The sequence below is a fragment of the Arachnia sp. genome, from assembly GCF_057238465.1.
Genome location: NZ_DBHHFZ010000003.1, coordinates 303,740 through 318,386, shown reverse-complemented (window position 1 = coordinate 318,386; position 14,647 = coordinate 303,740). Strand labels below are relative to the sequence as shown.

Below are 14,647 nucleotides of genomic sequence, written 5' to 3'. Positions count from 1 at the left end.
TACAAGCCGTCACCGGACTCATCTTCGCTTACACCCCATGAATAAGCCTCTAGGTGTGAAGACTGTTAGATAAGTAATTGCGCCACGATTGGAGTGTGAATCAGTCGGGTAGTTCCGTAACTTCGGCAAGTCGATTTACGTCGATAGTTTCCCGGTTGCGAAGCTCTAGGGCTATTAGTCGAGTGTCGGTCACTTTTAGTGGTTCGCATTGATACAGTCCGCCAATTATTGATGAAAATAGTTTCCCTTTTGTCTTGTTGTGCAAGGTCTTGATAGTGCGGTATGAACATAGATGGCGGACGATTATAGCGCTGCCTTCTGCATGGACCCCTGCTATGGAGATAAAAGTGCTTTTTGCACCCGGGGTTATAGCGTTTCGTGCTAAGTAGCCTATGTCGGCGCTGGTTCCGGCCGTATCATGCATTGAAGAATATCGTTTTCCAGTTTTAAGATTATCCAGAACATAGTCCCCGGCGTCAATTTGGCTGAAGTGTATCGCATCGTCGTGCGATAAGGCATCTGCTATCATAGGGGAAGATTTTGGTCCGCATATAGCTATGATTCCCGGCTGTGTCAAGTTTATAATCCCATCGGGGGCGACGTAGTCGAACTCAACATCTATTCGATACTTTGACAAGAATTCAGCCAAGTGCTGTGCTGCTAAGAAATCCGCTTCTGCTATTACGGTCCTATTTTCCAAGGTTCTGAGCGGGAAGTACGTCTTGATAGTTCTTCTTCCGAAGAAACTTTGCACGACATGTCGTTGGTTGACGCGATGTGTCCAGCGGCCTAAGGCTATCAGTAGCGTTCCGATTGTTAAGACGCGCTCTATCCAGTCAACCAAGTCTGCCCAATCCGCGGGAGAAATCAAGATTTCCACTGCGCGACCACCATGGTCATGTCGTCGATGGGTGCGCCGCGATTCACTAGAAGTGACCGAAGTTCTTGCATTACGCTTTCTGGTTCTTGGGAGGCTCGTTCTGATGCCTTTTCGAAAGATCCTAGATGGCCCAATCGAATTTCGTTCGCTACACCGTCGCTCATAAGTATTGCAGAGGTGGCCTGACGGGTCATTCCTGAAATCGCCTGATATGCGGCATCGGGGTTTGTCTGGGCAACCCAGAACCCTCCTTTTTTGTTGCGATGATCGTCTTCTAAGCGTAGCAAGTCTATAGTCAAGGTTGATGCGCGACGTTCGTCCCCTGCGTGACGAGCTTCTCTCCGGGCTTCTCGTACTTCCATGCCTACTCTGGAAATTCGTCTGTCCTGAGCCCAGGTTACTTGGCCATTTCTCGAGGAAATTAGTACCGCGGCATCCCCAAGTACTAGCCACTCTGCATCACCCTCTATGAAACGAACCATTGCAACTGTGGCTGATGGGTGGAACGTGGATCCGTCAGTTGCTGCGCTTAATATTGCGTCAGCAAGTATGTCATTCAAAGTCGCTTCTGGGGTGTTCCGATAACTCGTTTTTATCGCGGAGCTCAAGCGAGAAACCCAATCGGTTACTTGTGTTGACTCTTTGCTGGTGAATCTTGTTGCTCCATCCAAAACCCAAGCTAATTCCCCAGCTTCATCCCAGGTATCTTGTTGTTCATGCTCAGTGCCAACAATTGACAGACCTGTAACGTGCGTTAGAGACAGACGGTCACTCACTTGGTGGATACCTCCTTGGCACACTGATTTTAGAGGTCTCGTCAAACAGATTTCCAGTCACTCCCCTCGACCGGGTGGTGGAGCTCGTCGGTTCCATGGGGGAGCGTCGCGTCCTCGTCGCCGGGTGCGGTTCCGTTGGATCCCGCATCGCCGAGGACCTCGCGCGCTCTGGTGTACGACACTTCGTGCTGGTGGATCCCGACGAGGTGTCGCTGCCGAACATGGCCCGTAGCGTCTACGCCCGGGCGGATGTCGGACGAGCGAAAGTCGCGGTGCTCGCCGAACGTCTGCGGGGGATCGCTCCCGAAACGGAGGTGTCCACGACGCGCCGGTTCCTGCGCGAGATCACTCCGGAGGACATCCTCGACGGTGTTGACCTGGTGGTCCTGGCCACCGACGACATGACAGAACAGGCCACGCTGGCCAAGGTCGCCTACGAGAAGAGGATCGTGCAGGTGGCGGCAGCCATGTACCGGAAGGCGGCGGCCGGTGAGGTCATGATCGCGGTGCCGGAGGCGAGAACCCCCTGCTGGGCCTGTGCCGTCGGAACCTCCGCGCTGTCCACGTCGGAGCGACCGGACACCAACTACGGGGTGGACGGGCGCCTCGTCGCCGAGTCCGGACTGGGAGCGTCCATCAATCTCGTCACCTCGGTGGCCTCCCTGCTGGCGATTGGTCTCCTCGCGGGCCCGGGCAGCCCGGCCGGTGCGGGGCTGGGCCGGATGCTGGCTGAGAGCAGGGTACTTGGCCTGATCTCCACCACCCCGGACTGGGGTTTCTTCCCGGACGTGTTCCACGACATGGCCCACCAGTTCCAGCCGCAGAGCGTCTGGCCGAAGGTGGAGTCGGTGAAGGGATGTCCCATCTGTTCCAAGGAGGAGGTGGAGGACGTCCTGGAGGGCGAGGTCATGACCGTAGAGGAGCTTCTCAGAACCGTCGAGGAGGAGGTCGGTGCCGCCAGCTGAACTCCAGGCGGAAAGACGTTCGACGGTTCACCGTGTCCAGCGCGGCGGACCGTCGAGCATCATCACCGGCCTGGATCACTCCTACCCGGAACCGAAGCGTTCATCCAGCTCGCGGCGATGTCCAGGAATGAAATCCGAAACTCGTTCGAGGAGCTCTGGGGTTCGTTGGATGCATCGACACGGTGTCTTCCTGAGCTCGGTTGGACCTTTATGAACACCAATTGACGGACAGGACGCGGTCGGAACCGAACCGGGGTCGCGTAAGGTCGGAGTATGGATGTCACTATCCGGTTTCGCCGTTCGGGTCGGGTCAAGCTGCTCCGGGTGGCGGAACGGGCCGAGACCTGGACCACCGAATCCGGCAGCCCCATGAGCGTTGAACCCGGTGACATGATCGTCAGCTCCGGGGAACGCACCTGGAGCATCAAACCCGACTCCTTCGCCGCCACCTACGCGCAAGTCAAGGGGGATGTGTACGAACGAACCGGGGAGGTGTGGGCGCGACGTGCAGAACCCGGGGAGCGGGTGGCGACCCAGGAGGGGGATGACGTCGCGGGGGAGGGCCAGTGGCGGGTCACCGACGATGACGGCAACTCGTGGTTCGTCCCAGAGGATGTCTTCACTGCGAACTACCGCCCCGCTCCCGAAGCCGGTTGAGCCGACCTGCGAGCGTCAGCGAGTTGGTCGAGGCGAAACCATCGTGCGCATGTCCGAGGACTTGTGGTCAGGTTCTGGCCACCGGGCGCCAGATGTGGTTTCGACACAGCCGTTCGCTGACGCTCACGTGCTGGCTCAACCAGCTTGTGGAGACGGCCCCGCACCCGTGCTCACGAAACGCGGAAGAAAAACGGTTCGCCGTCGTGTGGTTACGTCGAACCGTCGAACCTCCGCGATTCGTGCACGGGAGGAGGGGCGACGACCCCGGCCCGGCTCAACCAGCTTCTGAGGAGGAGTGTTCGCGACCCGGCTCAACCAGCTTCCGGGGATATGTCGACATGGGTGGCGGTCGGGGTGGTTGCCAGTTCCATGTTTGCGGCGGCCAGGATGCGGGGCAGGTGGCGCATGAGCGCGATGTCGTAGTGCTGGACATCCTTGATCTCGTTCCAGGGTTTGGCCCATTCGTGGCCCCCGCGACCGTTGCGGCGTTCGTGAATGGCCCAGCGACGGTGCTCCAACCGGCCGAGTTCCTCAAGCAGCGCCTCGTCCAGCTGCACCCCTCCCTCCTGTGTGGGGCGACGCCACGTCAGGCCCGCTGCGGCATGGGTCACCGCGCTGCCCGTTATGGCCGCCCGGTTGCTGGCCTTGTTGAAATCGTCCAGGTCCTCCCACAGCTCCAAAGCCAGCGGCGAGCCCGTCGCATTGCCCGTCTCCTCGCTGATCCTCTGGTAGGCCAGGTGCACCTGCGGGGCCAGCAGCTCCACCAGCTCCGGGGTGAGCAGCGGGTCGTGGCCGGCGGGACGGCGGGGGGTGAAACCGGCGCGGGCGGCCAGCACCGGCAGCCGCGACGCCAACTCCAGTGCCGTCAACCAGGTGCCCGGAGTTTTGTCCCGGCCGAGCAGCCCCAGGATTCGCGACGCCATCGCGGCCAGTTCCGACGGGACCAGCAGGATCGCCGACGGTTCCCGCACCCCGCCGGGGGCCAGCTCCACCGACCCCGCCGCCAGTAGCTCCCCGCAGGCCCCGGCGAGCCTCGTCAGCTGCCCCCGCAGCTCCTCCGACTGCGCCTCCCAGACCGCCCTGCCGTCCGGGGAGTGGACGACGTCGGCGAGGATCGGCCCCTCGGGCCGGGTGGCCTTGGCGTCCGCGTTGCTCAGCCAGGCGACGTCGTCCAGGATCAGCTGGGCCAGCTGCTGCGTCGGCGAGAACCGCGGGTCCAGGGCCAGCACCGCCGAATCCTCCAGCGTGAACTGCGCCACCCCGGGCAGCTGAGGCCAGCGGATCCCGCCGGGGATGATCATCGCGACCCGCGCCTCCCGCACCTCCCGGGCCACCGCGGCCGCGACGACGGGGGTCAGCGTTTCGTCGGCGCAGGCGACGATCACCGCCGGCCCGGTGGGGGTGCCGCGCCTGGGGGGAGGAGCGTCCCAGCCGGCCAGCAGCTCGCCGATCCGCCGCAGCACCGGTTCCGGGCGCAGCGACCCCTGCGACCACGAGATCCGCGCCGCCCCGCCCGCCCAGTCGGCCACGTCGCGGGCCCAGTTCTCGTCGCGACCCATGCAGTGCACGACCATCGGCTGGCCCGGTTCGGACCAGCCCGCCACCAGCTCCTCGGCGAGGGTGGCGTTCAAGGGGCCGTCGCCGATGATCACCGGAGGCGGGGCCGCCCGGTCCGGCGTCGACGGCGCCACGGACGCCAGCACAATCCGCGCCAGCCGCCTCCCGTAGGCGGCGGCCCGCACCCGCGGATGCCCCTCCCACAGCGCCGCGACCGCCTCGTCGCGGAAGACGACCTCGATCGCCGCGTCCCCCGGGGTGGCCAGCCGCTTAGTGAGCAGCCTCGCCGTGACGTCGTCGTGGACATCGGGGCCGATCCGCCGAGTCCCGGGTGTTGCAATGGCATCCTGAGGCATGGGGCAAGTCTGGCATCCGCGTGGAAGGGCGTGACGTGGAGGAAGCGGGAAGGTGCGGCCGGGTGCTGCAGATCGTCGGTGACGGCATGGACGGCGACTGGTTGACGTGGCGCTGGAGCGACCCCGACCGGCCGGTCGGGGTGCATCGCGTGGAGGGGCTCCGGGAGGCTGTCGGGGCGTTCCGCGCCGCCCTGCCCCGGGAGTTGGGCCCGGGCAGGAAGAAGAACCGCCGCGACCTGAGGTGGCTCGTGACCTCCGGAACCGCGAGTCTGCGGGACGACCTGAGGAGGCTGGGGTTGTACGGCCCCCTGACCCGCCGTGACGGCGAACTGGAGTTGATGCGGGCGTTGTCGCGGGCGCTGCTGCCCGGCGACCTGCGCCGTCAGCTGATCGAAGCGACCGCCGGCGGGGAACGCGTGGAGGTGCGGGTGGCGCCCAGCCCGCCCGCCGCCGTCGTGCCGTGGGGGCTGCTGGTGCTCGATGACGATGACATGCGGCTGCTGGATGTCGCAGACGTTTCCTGGATCGCCCCGATCCTGCCCCGCGACATCGAACCGGACGTGCCCGGCGCCACCCCCGCGACGGGTGACCGGGCGCTGCACATCGTCGATCCGAGAACCAGCCGGGGATGGGTGCTCTCGGAGAGGTTCGAGCCTTGCGGCTGCCACGGGCACGGCGCGGAACGGTTCCGCGCCGAGTGCGACGGCCTTGAGGAGCTCCGGGCCCGCCTCGAAACGGAGGCCGGCAGCATCGCGCGGCTGCTCATGATCGGGCACTGCGTCAGAGGGTCGAGGGACACCGCTGACACCGTTTTCCTCATGGGCTACGGCGAGGCGAACAAGCTGCGGGCCTCGCGGCTGTTGCAGGAGGCCGGAAGGTGGCGGATGCCACCCCGGGTCGGGGTTGTGGCGTGCGCGTCGGGCACCGACCTGGCCCAGCACGAGCCCTTCGGGCTCTGCACCGCGCTGCTGATCAACGGCACCGAGGTGGTGCACGCGACCCTGTGGACGCTGCCCACCGACCACGCCATCGGGCTCGTGGACACCGAGGCCGTGGGGGCCTTCGAATGGTTGGCGCAGGCCGTCGACCACGCCCAGTCCGACGCCGACCCGGTGGCGTCGCTGTGCGACCTGCAACGCGGGAGACTCGCCGCCTGGCGGGAGAAACCGGACCTGGGATCCTCCCCTCTGCTGTGGGGTGCGTTGATCACCATGACGGCCCCCGCCGGGCGTTGCCGAACCCCCGGTTCGGAGTTTTCACGTAGTCCTCGGGCTACGTGACGGCCCCTCACCGATGAGGTGCCCGGCGTCAGCGCATAGTCTGGAACCCATGGAGCAGCAGGATCAGCAGCCGGTGCCCGAACCGGAGAAGAAGCGCAAAGGCGCATCGAAACGCCCGAAGTCCCGCGTCCGGAAGATTCTGATGAGGACCGGGTTGGCGATGCTCGTGTTGTTCCTCGTCGCGAGTCTGGCAGGTGTGGGTGCCTTCCTGTACCTGTACGCGACGACGAAGCTGCCTGACCCGAACAGCGACTTCACCACCAACACCACCTTCATCTACTACAACGACGAGCAGGAGCAGCTCGGCTCCCTCGCCGTGCAGAACCGCGTCACCCTCGAATACGACCAGATGCCGCAGGTGATGAAGAACGCAGTGGTGGCGGCCGAGAACTCCACCTTCTTCAGCGATCCGGGGTTCTCCCTGCCCGGTATGTTCCGCGGCCTGTGGACCATCGCCCGCGGTGGTGACGTGCAGGGCGGTTCCACCATCACCCAGCAGTACATCAAGATCCTCTACCTGAGTTCCGAACGCACCGCGGGCCGCAAGATCCGGGAGTTGATCCTCGCCATGAAGATGGGCCGGGAGGTGTCGAAGGAGAAGATCCTGGAGGGCTACCTCAACACCATCTACTTCGGCCGGGGCGCCTACGGCATCGAGGCGGCCTCCAAGTCGTACTTCCTGAAGTCGGCCTCCGAACTCAACCTGTCCGAGGCCGCCACCCTCGCCGCCATCCTCAACAACCCCGCCGGCCTCAACCCGTCCGCTGGTGAGAAGAGCAGGGAACGGCTCCTGGGCCGCTACCAGTACGTGCTCGACCAGATGCTGGAGAACAACTACATCACTCAGGCCGAGCACGCCGCGGCCCGCCCGGCCCTCCCCGAGTTCCCCGAGGTGCCCGTCTCCGATCGCTACGGCGGCCCCAAGGGATTCCTGGTGGCCCAGGTGGAGCAGGAACTGTCGAACCTCGGTTACAGCGACGCCGAGGTGCAGGGCGGCGGCCTCAAGGTGATCACCACCCTCGACAAGAACATGCAGGACGCCGCCGTTGCCACCGCGCAGAAGTACACGGAGGAGGCCGCGACCAAGGCGAAACCCCAGCAGGACGCGTCCCAACTGCATGTCGCGATCTCGTCGGTCGACACCGCCACCGGCGGGGTCCTGGCGATGTACGGCGGCCCCGACTACACCAGGGACTCCCGCAACTGGTCGACGACGCCGCGTCCGGCCGCTTCCACGTTCAAGACGTTCGCGACGGTGGCGGGCCTGCGCAACGGATACTCCCTGGACAGCACCCTCAAGGGCGACACCTTCACCCCGCGCGGCGACGGCGTCCCGATCCGCAACGAGTTCAGCGAGCAGTACGGCAACGTGACGTTGCGCAAGGCCGTCGCCGAGTCCATCAACACGGCATTCGTCGACATGACCGAATCCATGAAGGACGGGGCTTCGGAGGTGATCCAGGCCGCCAACGACGCGGGCGCGCCGAGCGGGGCCGGATGGGACGCCAACAACCGTATCGCCCTGGGGGCCGCGGAGGTCAGCCCGCTGAACATGGCGAACGCCTACGCCACCCTCGCGGACTCCGGGAAACGCAAGGAAGCCCATTTCGTGGCGAAGGTGATCGACCGCAACGGAAACACCATCTACGAGGCGAAGAACGAGGGCACCCGGGCCATCGAGGAGAACGTGGCGGCAAACGTCACCGACGCCCTGACCTCCGTGGTCGAGGAGGGCACCGGTTCGAAGGCGTCGGAACTGAACCGGCCCGTCGCCGGCAAGACCGGAACCAACGGCGTCGGTGATTCCATCACCTCCGCCTGGTTCGTCGGCTACACCCGGCAGATCTCGACGGCGGTCATGTACGTCGCGGGTGACTCCGGCAACGAGAACCTCGACGCCTACAAACGCCCGCAGGACAAGACCTTCTTCGGTTCCACGTACCCGTTGATGACCTGGGTGGAGTACATGAAGACCGCCACCAAGGGGCAGGAGGTCAAGCAGTTCGACAAGGCCAAACCGATCCAGGGGAAGTCGTTGGCGCCGTCGGAGGCCCCCAGCCAGAGCGCCCAATCCACCGGGAGTGCGCAACCCACCGAGAGTGCGCAACCCACCCAGGAATCGTCGCCCGGGGGGCGGTCCGCCTCCGAACCCACGGATTCGGGTCGTTCCACGCCCTCCGCGCAGCCGACCCGGACCAAGTCGCAGGCCCCCACCTCCCAGCCGACCGACGGCAGGGGCACGTCCCAACCGACGGGCGGGGACAAACCGACTAACCCCGGTGACGAAGAACGAGGCCCCAGCGGCGGCCGGCAGAGCAACGGCGGGTGATTCGGGCAGCGGGGATTTCCCGCTTCCTCGTCCGGACCGTTGCCTGCGCAGCCTCTAAGGTGTTCGCATGAACAGTGCGCTGCTGGAGGGGCTCGGCGGGCCGGTTGGGCGTTACGCCCGGCGTTCGGGTCCCTGGTTCGACCCGCTGCCGTGGTCGTTGCTGGTGGCGACGGTGCTGTTCGTGGTCTGTTCGCTGAGGCAGATACCGTGCGTCCAGACCTCCGAGGACGTCCGGGTCAACGCGTTCATCGTGCTCTGCTACTCGGATGTGCCGCTGGCGTGGACGAACAGCGGGTTCGCGCTCGGCGCCCACCCCCTCAACGGCGGGCAGATGCAGTACCCGCCGCTGCTCGGCCTGCTGCTGTTCCTCGCGATCGGGATCTCCAGCCTGCTCGGGGCCCCCGTCGGTGCGTCGCTGGGGGTGCAGGCCCAGCTCGACGGGGCGCAGGTGTTCTACGCCGTCTGCATGGTGCTGCTGTTCGCATGTTTCCTGCTGTGGGTGCTGTGCCAGGTCTTCATGGGACGCGACTCGCGGGGTGGCCGGTACCGTTCCTGGGACGGCATGTGGCTGGCGGCCTCTCCCGTGGTCCTGGCCTCGGGGCTGGTTTCGTGGGACCTGTTCGCGGTCTCGCTGGCCGCCGCCGGGCTGCTGCTGTTCTCCAAGGGGCGGCTGGTGTGGTCGGGGATCGTGCTCGGGCTCGCGGTTGGCGCGGGTCTGATGGCGATCGCGGTGGTGTTTGCCGTGGCCCTGGCCCTCGCGTTGCACACCCGCTCCGCGCAGGTGGGGAAATTCCTGGGAGCCGCGGCGACAACCGTCGTGCTGCTGCACCTGCCGTTTCTGATCCTGAACTGGGAGGCCGTCGCCGGGTACTACCAGGGTGAGGCCACGAGGAACCTGTCCTACGGGTCGCTGTTCTATCTGGGGCACCTGTTCGGCTGGGAGGTGCGGGCTGCGGGGTCGCTGGGACTGATGCTGACGGCGCTGCTGCTGGTGGTCGTGGCGGCTTGGTTCTACCTGCGGGGACACAGGCCGCGCGTCGGCACCCTGGTGGTGTTGTTCGTGTTCCCGACGGCGCTGTTCGGCGCCACCTACGCCCCCCAGACCGCGTTGTGGCTGCTGTTGGCGCTGCTGGTGGGGCGTCCCGGCCGTCCGGAGTGGGTGGCCTTCACCGCCACCCAGGTGATCTACTGGGCCGCGATCTGGGGGTATCTGGCCGGGCATCTCAACTCGAACCCGAACATCTATTTCACCGCCATCATCCTGCGGGTCGTCGTGGAGTGCTGGATTTTCCTCTCCTGTCTGCGCGACGCCGCCGATCCGGGTCGCGACCCGCTGCGCACCCCGCAGGCAGCCGACCCGATCGGTGGGGTGCTGAACGAGGTCGCAGGCTCGGTGGCTACCCGTTCCCTGGCGCGTTCGGGTGGTCGTGGATCCCCTTGTTCAGGATGATGTTTCGAAGAGACCTGGCCTGATGGGCCGTCAGCCTCACATGCTCAAGAGCCGAAGCCCAGTTGTCCTCAACGGCGGCCACACACTGATCGACGATTTCTGTGGCCTCGGTGAATGACAGACGGTAGGTCGGTGCGCAACGGACGAGCCCTTTCAACGTCGACGCTCGTTGACCTTCGCGTCCGTAGGCCATGGCCTGGTTGCTGTCCCAGCCCGGGGAACGGCAGGGATCGATGTCAAAAGCCGGCGAAAGTCTCAAGTGCCTGCCGTTCCAGAGGGCCGCGTGGTTGCGTGCGTGGTCATCACTGTTCCCGAGCACGATGTTGGCGGCAATCCTGCGGAAGAGATCTCGCCCAACGCGGGCCGGATCGTTTCCGTGGCTTGTCAGAACGTCCAGCAGATCGGGATAGGTTGCGTAGCGGCCGAACATCTCATCCAGGTTGAGCATGGTCAGTCCGGATACCGTCATGAACCGCAGCCCGCCCTCGGCGCGATCAAAACGTCGCACCAGCAGAACATCACGACCTCGGACCTCGGTGAGCTTGAAGTCTACCGTGTCGATACCCATTCGCCGGGCCAAGAACAGGGCGAGCGCTTCATGCCGCATGGCAGGACGCCGATCGGTGGTTGAGGAGAACTTCGCAATCCAGTGGAGGTCGCCCTCGGTCAAGGTCGCCTTGGGACGTGCTCCTCCGATGCTGGTGCCATGGGCAAAGGCGGCTTCCAGGGTCCGCGGTAGCGGATCTCCTCTCTGGAGACGTTCAGTGGCCTCGTCCAGATCTGCCAGGCTGGCCGAATCACTGCGATCGACATAGACCGTTGGTGACTCTTGGAAGTCGAGTGCCCCGAAGCGATCGGAACTTGACTCCCTCATGTAGGTCATCATCGACAGCTCTGCCGGGTCGCCGGACGTGCCGGATCGCCCGGTGAGCCGCTGCAGGATGACGTGTTGCCCCCACGCATCCGGCAGGGCGTCCCGCAAAGCCCCGTGGAGGGTCAAGCCGTTCGGCAGAGGCGCGGCCCCCTGCCTCAGGGGTATCCCGTACAGGGGAATCGCATCAGGGTTTTCCACATAACTGCGACCGTAGTTGAAGCGGTGATGGCCATGTTGCTCCTCCACCGCGCCGCATACAATCGGCGTGCTGGCACCTGGCAACCAGGCCCAGACGTACAGGCGTTCAGAAGTCATCGTCAACCTCGGTGTCGGGATCCACCCTGCCCGGCAGAAGGGCGATGAGGTCTTGGCTGAGTTTGTTCAGACGGGAGAGTTCAACGGGGTCGGGAGTGAACAGCGGGAGCCGGAGTGCTGCGTAGACGTTGAAGAGGTTTCCCACCGACACGCTGGGCGTACCGCGCTCGATCGCAGCGACGGTGTATCGCGTGCATCCCGCACGCGCGCCCAGTTCCTCAAGGGTCCAGCCCATGGCGACGCGTTTTCGCCGCACGTTGGCTCCCATCAGTTCGGCAGCCTCGCGTGCGTACGGCGTGAATTCAACAGCCCTGCGTCCCATGTTGAATATTTTATGCTCAGCCTAGGGGAAAGATCATGGTATTCAACAATCCCTGGCCATTGTGGGTGGCCTTCACCGTCGGCCTGATCGGCTGTGGTGCCCGTCAGTTCCAGACGAGTTCGTCGCAGGTGGTGGTGGTCTGGCGGGCGGTGACGGGGATCTCGTCGCCGACCTCGACCCCGGCGCTCGAGCCCCCGACGAACACCATGGAGGCGTGCATGTGCGGGGGTTCCGCGAAGGGGCGTTTGCGACCCGCGATGTTGAACGGCGACCTTGAGATCCCGGCGGCGTCCAGGATGCCCTGCGCCAGGCTCACGCCCCGCTGCCGCAGCGACCTGGCCGGCGACGGTGCCGAAAGCGCGATCCCGTGGGAGGTGCCGCCGCTGACGATCACCAGCCAGCCGTCGCGGGGGGCTCGGGACTGGTTGTAGCCGTAGCGGGCACCGCGGGTTACGCGGTGCACGTCGAGGACGGTGGCGGTGGTTCTCAGGGTCTGCGGGGCCCCCAGCCACAGCCGGGTTCCCATCCGCATCCGGGTCTGCACGCCCAGCTGGGTGCGGAGCCTGCGGTAGTCGTTCACCCCCAGGTGGGAAACCCACACCGCGCCCCGCTGGTGGGCGACGGCCGCGGATGCGAGCTGTTTGGCCTCCGACAGCTGTCCCCTCAGCGGCAGGTGCATGGTCCAGCCCTCGAATCCCAGCTTCCCGGCATCCACCGAGGCGATCTCCTGCGGGCTGATGCCGTGCCTGCGCATCGACGTCATGAGTTCCACCACCACCCGGGTTCCCGGGTGCGTGGTGCGCAGCTCGTCGAGGTCGGTGAGGCGGGAGACGACGGTGATGACGCGGGGATCGTCGAGCAGGGCCGTGGCGGTCTCGTCGAAGGGACGCCACGGGCCGAGGACGATCACGTCGCGCGACCATCCCGCCTCCCGCACCGCCGTGACCTCGTGGGCGGTGCCGACGGCCAGGCAGTCGTTGTTGAAACGTCCGGTCTCGCGGGCCAGCACATCCAGTCCGAGGCCGTAGCCGTTGCCCTTGGCGACGGGCACCAGCCCCGGGAACTCCTCTTGGACGTGCTTTACGTGGTCGCGCCAGGCGCGGGTGTCGATGTTCAGCTTGAGGGTCATGTCACCGCCGCTTCAGGTACTGCTGGAAAGCGAAATGGAGGAACGAGTTGATGGGTTTGTCCCATTCCCCGAGGTAGGCGACGGCCTCGCCTCCCGTGCCGACCTTGAACTGGATGAGCCCCAGCTCCGGGTCATCGGCCGCCAACCCCTCGGTGATGCCGCGCAGATCGTAGATGGTGGCCCCGGCGTCGCGGGCGTCGCGGATCATGCGCCACTGGATGGCGTTGGAGCCACGGACCTCGCGTTTCGCGGTGGTGGAGGCGCCGTAGGAGTACCAGGCGTGGGTGCCGATGCGGATGAAGGTGGTGGCCGCCACCAGGTCGCCCTCGTGTTCGGCGAGGTAGACGCGCATCCGGTCGGGTTCCTCGGTGTTGAGGGCGTCCCACATGGTTTCGAAGTAGGGCAGCCCGCGTCCGGTGAAGTGGTCGCGTTCGGCGGTTTCCAGGTAGATGTGGTGGAACCGGGCCAGGTCGGCGCGCTCACCCCGGGTGACCGTCACACCCAGCTTGTCGGCCTTCTTGATGTTGCGGCGCCACAGCTGGTTCATGCCCTTGAGCAGCTGCTCGTCGCTCAGGGCCGTGCCCTCGGCATCCGTCAGGCGCAGCTGGTAGTTGAATTTCGGCTGCCCGGCGGCGAAGCCGTGGCCCTCCGCCTGGGGTTGCCAGCCGAGATGGTCCAGGGTCCGCAGCACCCGGGTGCCGACCAGTGTGGTCTCGTCGGGGGTGGCCTGCGACAAGGCGGTGATCCCGGGGTCGGCGATGGCCGCCTTCACCGTCGGCGCCAGCCAGCGATGATGCACCACGGTCGGGCCGATCCGCACGGCGAACGCCTTGTTGCGGCGGGCATGGGCGACGAGCGCCTCCAAGTGGGCGTCGATGTCGGGGCGGTCCCAGTCGAGGACGGGACCCTCCGGCAGGTAGGCCAGGTAGCGGGGCAGTTTCGGAAGCTGCCGGTACAGGACGAGCCCCACGCCGGTGAGGGTGTCGCCGTCGAAGAAACCAACGGATTCGGAACGCCACTCCGGTTTCGCCTTCCCCCACGCGGGAAGCTGCAGGAAACTCGCCTGACCACGAGCCGCCACGAAGGCGAGGTGCTCGTCGGCGCTGATCGTCTTGACGGTGATGCTCACAACTACAACCTACCGGCTGTGGTGGGTTCACATTGCGGGCTCCCCCGGCTGTGGGCCTGGGGGCAAAGGTCGAGCCGGACCGAGTCTCTGTCGTGTATGGTCCGGCTCAACCAGCTTTACTCGGGCTCACCTGACACGGCCCGATGCGTCTCCAGTATCGCACGGATCGCGGCCAAGGTGGTAAAGAAGCCGAGGGGAGCCAGGAAAAGTGCGACAACGATGAGCAGCGCGTTCTGGCTGGTGAGCCCCATGACGAGGATCGCGACCGCCAGGAGGGCCGCCGTGACGGTTCCGAGCAGGTAGGCCGTTTTGATGGCGGCGGCGCTCAAGCGGTGTTTGAAGCCGAAGTCGAACAGCGCGGCGAAGAAGTTGTTCGGGCTCGGCGGAACCTGCGGTGGCTGCTGGAGCGGGGGCGCGGACTGGCCCATGGGTCCGCCCGGGGAGGGGGAGGGAGGCAGGCCCTGCGGGGAGGCGTTGGAGGCCGCCTGTTGGCTCCAGGTGTCCGTGGCCTGCGGGTCCCAGATGTTCCCGGTGGGCTGTGACTGCTCCCACACGTTTCCCTGCTGGTCGCCGCTGTAGGGGTACTGCGGACTGCTCATGATGGTTCCTCTCCACACGGGCGCACTCG

General features: G+C 65.4%; 13 protein-coding genes. 5 read left to right on the top strand and 8 right to left on the bottom strand.

The features are described from left to right. Positions 1-100: 100 nt before the first annotated feature. Positions 101-880 (bottom strand): hypothetical protein, encoded by a 780-nt coding sequence (locus ACO6D6_RS05435; protein ID WP_484783893.1) that lies wholly within the window; start codon positions 878-880, stop codon positions 101-103. Further along, a complete protein-coding gene (locus tag ACO6D6_RS05430; protein WP_484783892.1) occupies positions 868-1,656 on the bottom strand; it encodes a protein phosphatase 2C domain-containing protein in 789 nt (262 codons plus the stop codon). The genes ACO6D6_RS05435 and ACO6D6_RS05430 overlap by 13 nt, the downstream gene beginning before the upstream one ends. A gap of 74 nt (positions 1,657-1,730) precedes the next feature. Here ACO6D6_RS05430 and ACO6D6_RS05425 point away from each other — a divergent pair, with 74 nt between their 5' ends. Both ACO6D6_RS05425 and ACO6D6_RS05420 read left to right on the top strand, forming a co-directional pair. Continuing rightward, on the top strand, positions 1,731-2,621 hold the full coding sequence (locus tag ACO6D6_RS05425; protein WP_484783891.1) for a HesA/MoeB/ThiF family protein: 891 nt from the start codon (positions 1,731-1,733) through the stop codon (positions 2,619-2,621). Positions 2,622-2,894: 273 nt separating this feature from the next. Further along, positions 2,895-3,278: a hypothetical protein gene (locus ACO6D6_RS05420; protein ID WP_484783889.1), complete on the top strand. Its 384-nt coding sequence runs from the start codon at positions 2,895-2,897 to the stop codon at positions 3,276-3,278. 311 nt (positions 3,279-3,589) lie between these two features. On the opposite strand, the gene ACO6D6_RS05415 is transcribed toward ACO6D6_RS05420, so the two are convergent. Next, positions 3,590-5,191, bottom strand: a complete 1,602-nt coding sequence (locus ACO6D6_RS05415) for a hypothetical protein (protein WP_484783888.1) — start codon at positions 5,189-5,191, stop codon at positions 3,590-3,592. A gap of 62 nt (positions 5,192-5,253) precedes the next feature. Between ACO6D6_RS05415 and ACO6D6_RS05410 the strand changes: the two genes are divergently transcribed. The 3 genes from ACO6D6_RS05410 to ACO6D6_RS05400 all read left to right on the top strand — a co-directional run bounded on the left by ACO6D6_RS05410 (position 5,254) and on the right by ACO6D6_RS05400 (position 10,250). Beyond that, positions 5,254-6,471: a hypothetical protein gene (locus ACO6D6_RS05410; RefSeq protein ID WP_484783886.1), complete on the top strand. Its 1,218-nt coding sequence runs from the start codon at positions 5,254-5,256 to the stop codon at positions 6,469-6,471. 49 nt (positions 6,472-6,520) lie between these two features. After that, positions 6,521-8,800 carry a transglycosylase domain-containing protein gene (locus ACO6D6_RS05405; RefSeq protein ID WP_484783884.1) on the top strand — a complete coding sequence of 760 codons (2,280 nt, stop codon included), beginning with the start codon at positions 6,521-6,523 and terminating at the stop codon, positions 8,798-8,800. Positions 8,801-8,867: 67 nt separating this feature from the next. Continuing rightward, entirely contained in the window at positions 8,868-10,250 is a 1,383-nt protein-coding gene (locus ACO6D6_RS05400; RefSeq protein ID WP_484783882.1) for a glycosyltransferase 87 family protein, read from the top strand. Here the strand turns inward: ACO6D6_RS05400 and ACO6D6_RS05395 are convergent. The 5 genes from ACO6D6_RS05395 to ACO6D6_RS05375 all read right to left on the bottom strand — a co-directional run bounded on the left by ACO6D6_RS05395 (position 10,198) and on the right by ACO6D6_RS05375 (position 14,618). Then, a complete protein-coding gene (locus ACO6D6_RS05395; protein WP_484783880.1) occupies positions 10,198-11,439 on the bottom strand; it encodes a type II toxin-antitoxin system HipA family toxin in 1,242 nt (413 codons plus the stop codon). The genes ACO6D6_RS05400 and ACO6D6_RS05395 overlap by 53 nt on opposite strands. Then, the gene (locus ACO6D6_RS05390; RefSeq protein ID WP_484783878.1) at positions 11,429-11,761 is read right to left on the bottom strand and encodes a helix-turn-helix domain-containing protein; all 333 of its coding nucleotides are present in this window, start codon (positions 11,759-11,761) and stop codon (positions 11,429-11,431) included. The genes ACO6D6_RS05395 and ACO6D6_RS05390 overlap by 11 nt, the downstream gene beginning before the upstream one ends. A gap of 103 nt (positions 11,762-11,864) precedes the next feature. Beyond that, entirely contained in the window at positions 11,865-12,890 is a 1,026-nt protein-coding gene (locus ACO6D6_RS05385; protein WP_484783877.1) for an alanine racemase, read from the bottom strand. A 1-nt stretch (position 12,891) separates the two neighbouring features. After that, positions 12,892-14,019: a lipid II:glycine glycyltransferase FemX gene (locus ACO6D6_RS05380; protein WP_484783875.1), complete on the bottom strand. Its 1,128-nt coding sequence runs from the start codon at positions 14,017-14,019 to the stop codon at positions 12,892-12,894. Between the two features lie 116 nt (positions 14,020-14,135). Beyond that, entirely contained in the window at positions 14,136-14,618 is a 483-nt protein-coding gene (locus ACO6D6_RS05375; RefSeq protein ID WP_484783873.1) for a DUF4282 domain-containing protein, read from the bottom strand. Positions 14,619-14,647 lie beyond the last annotated feature (29 nt).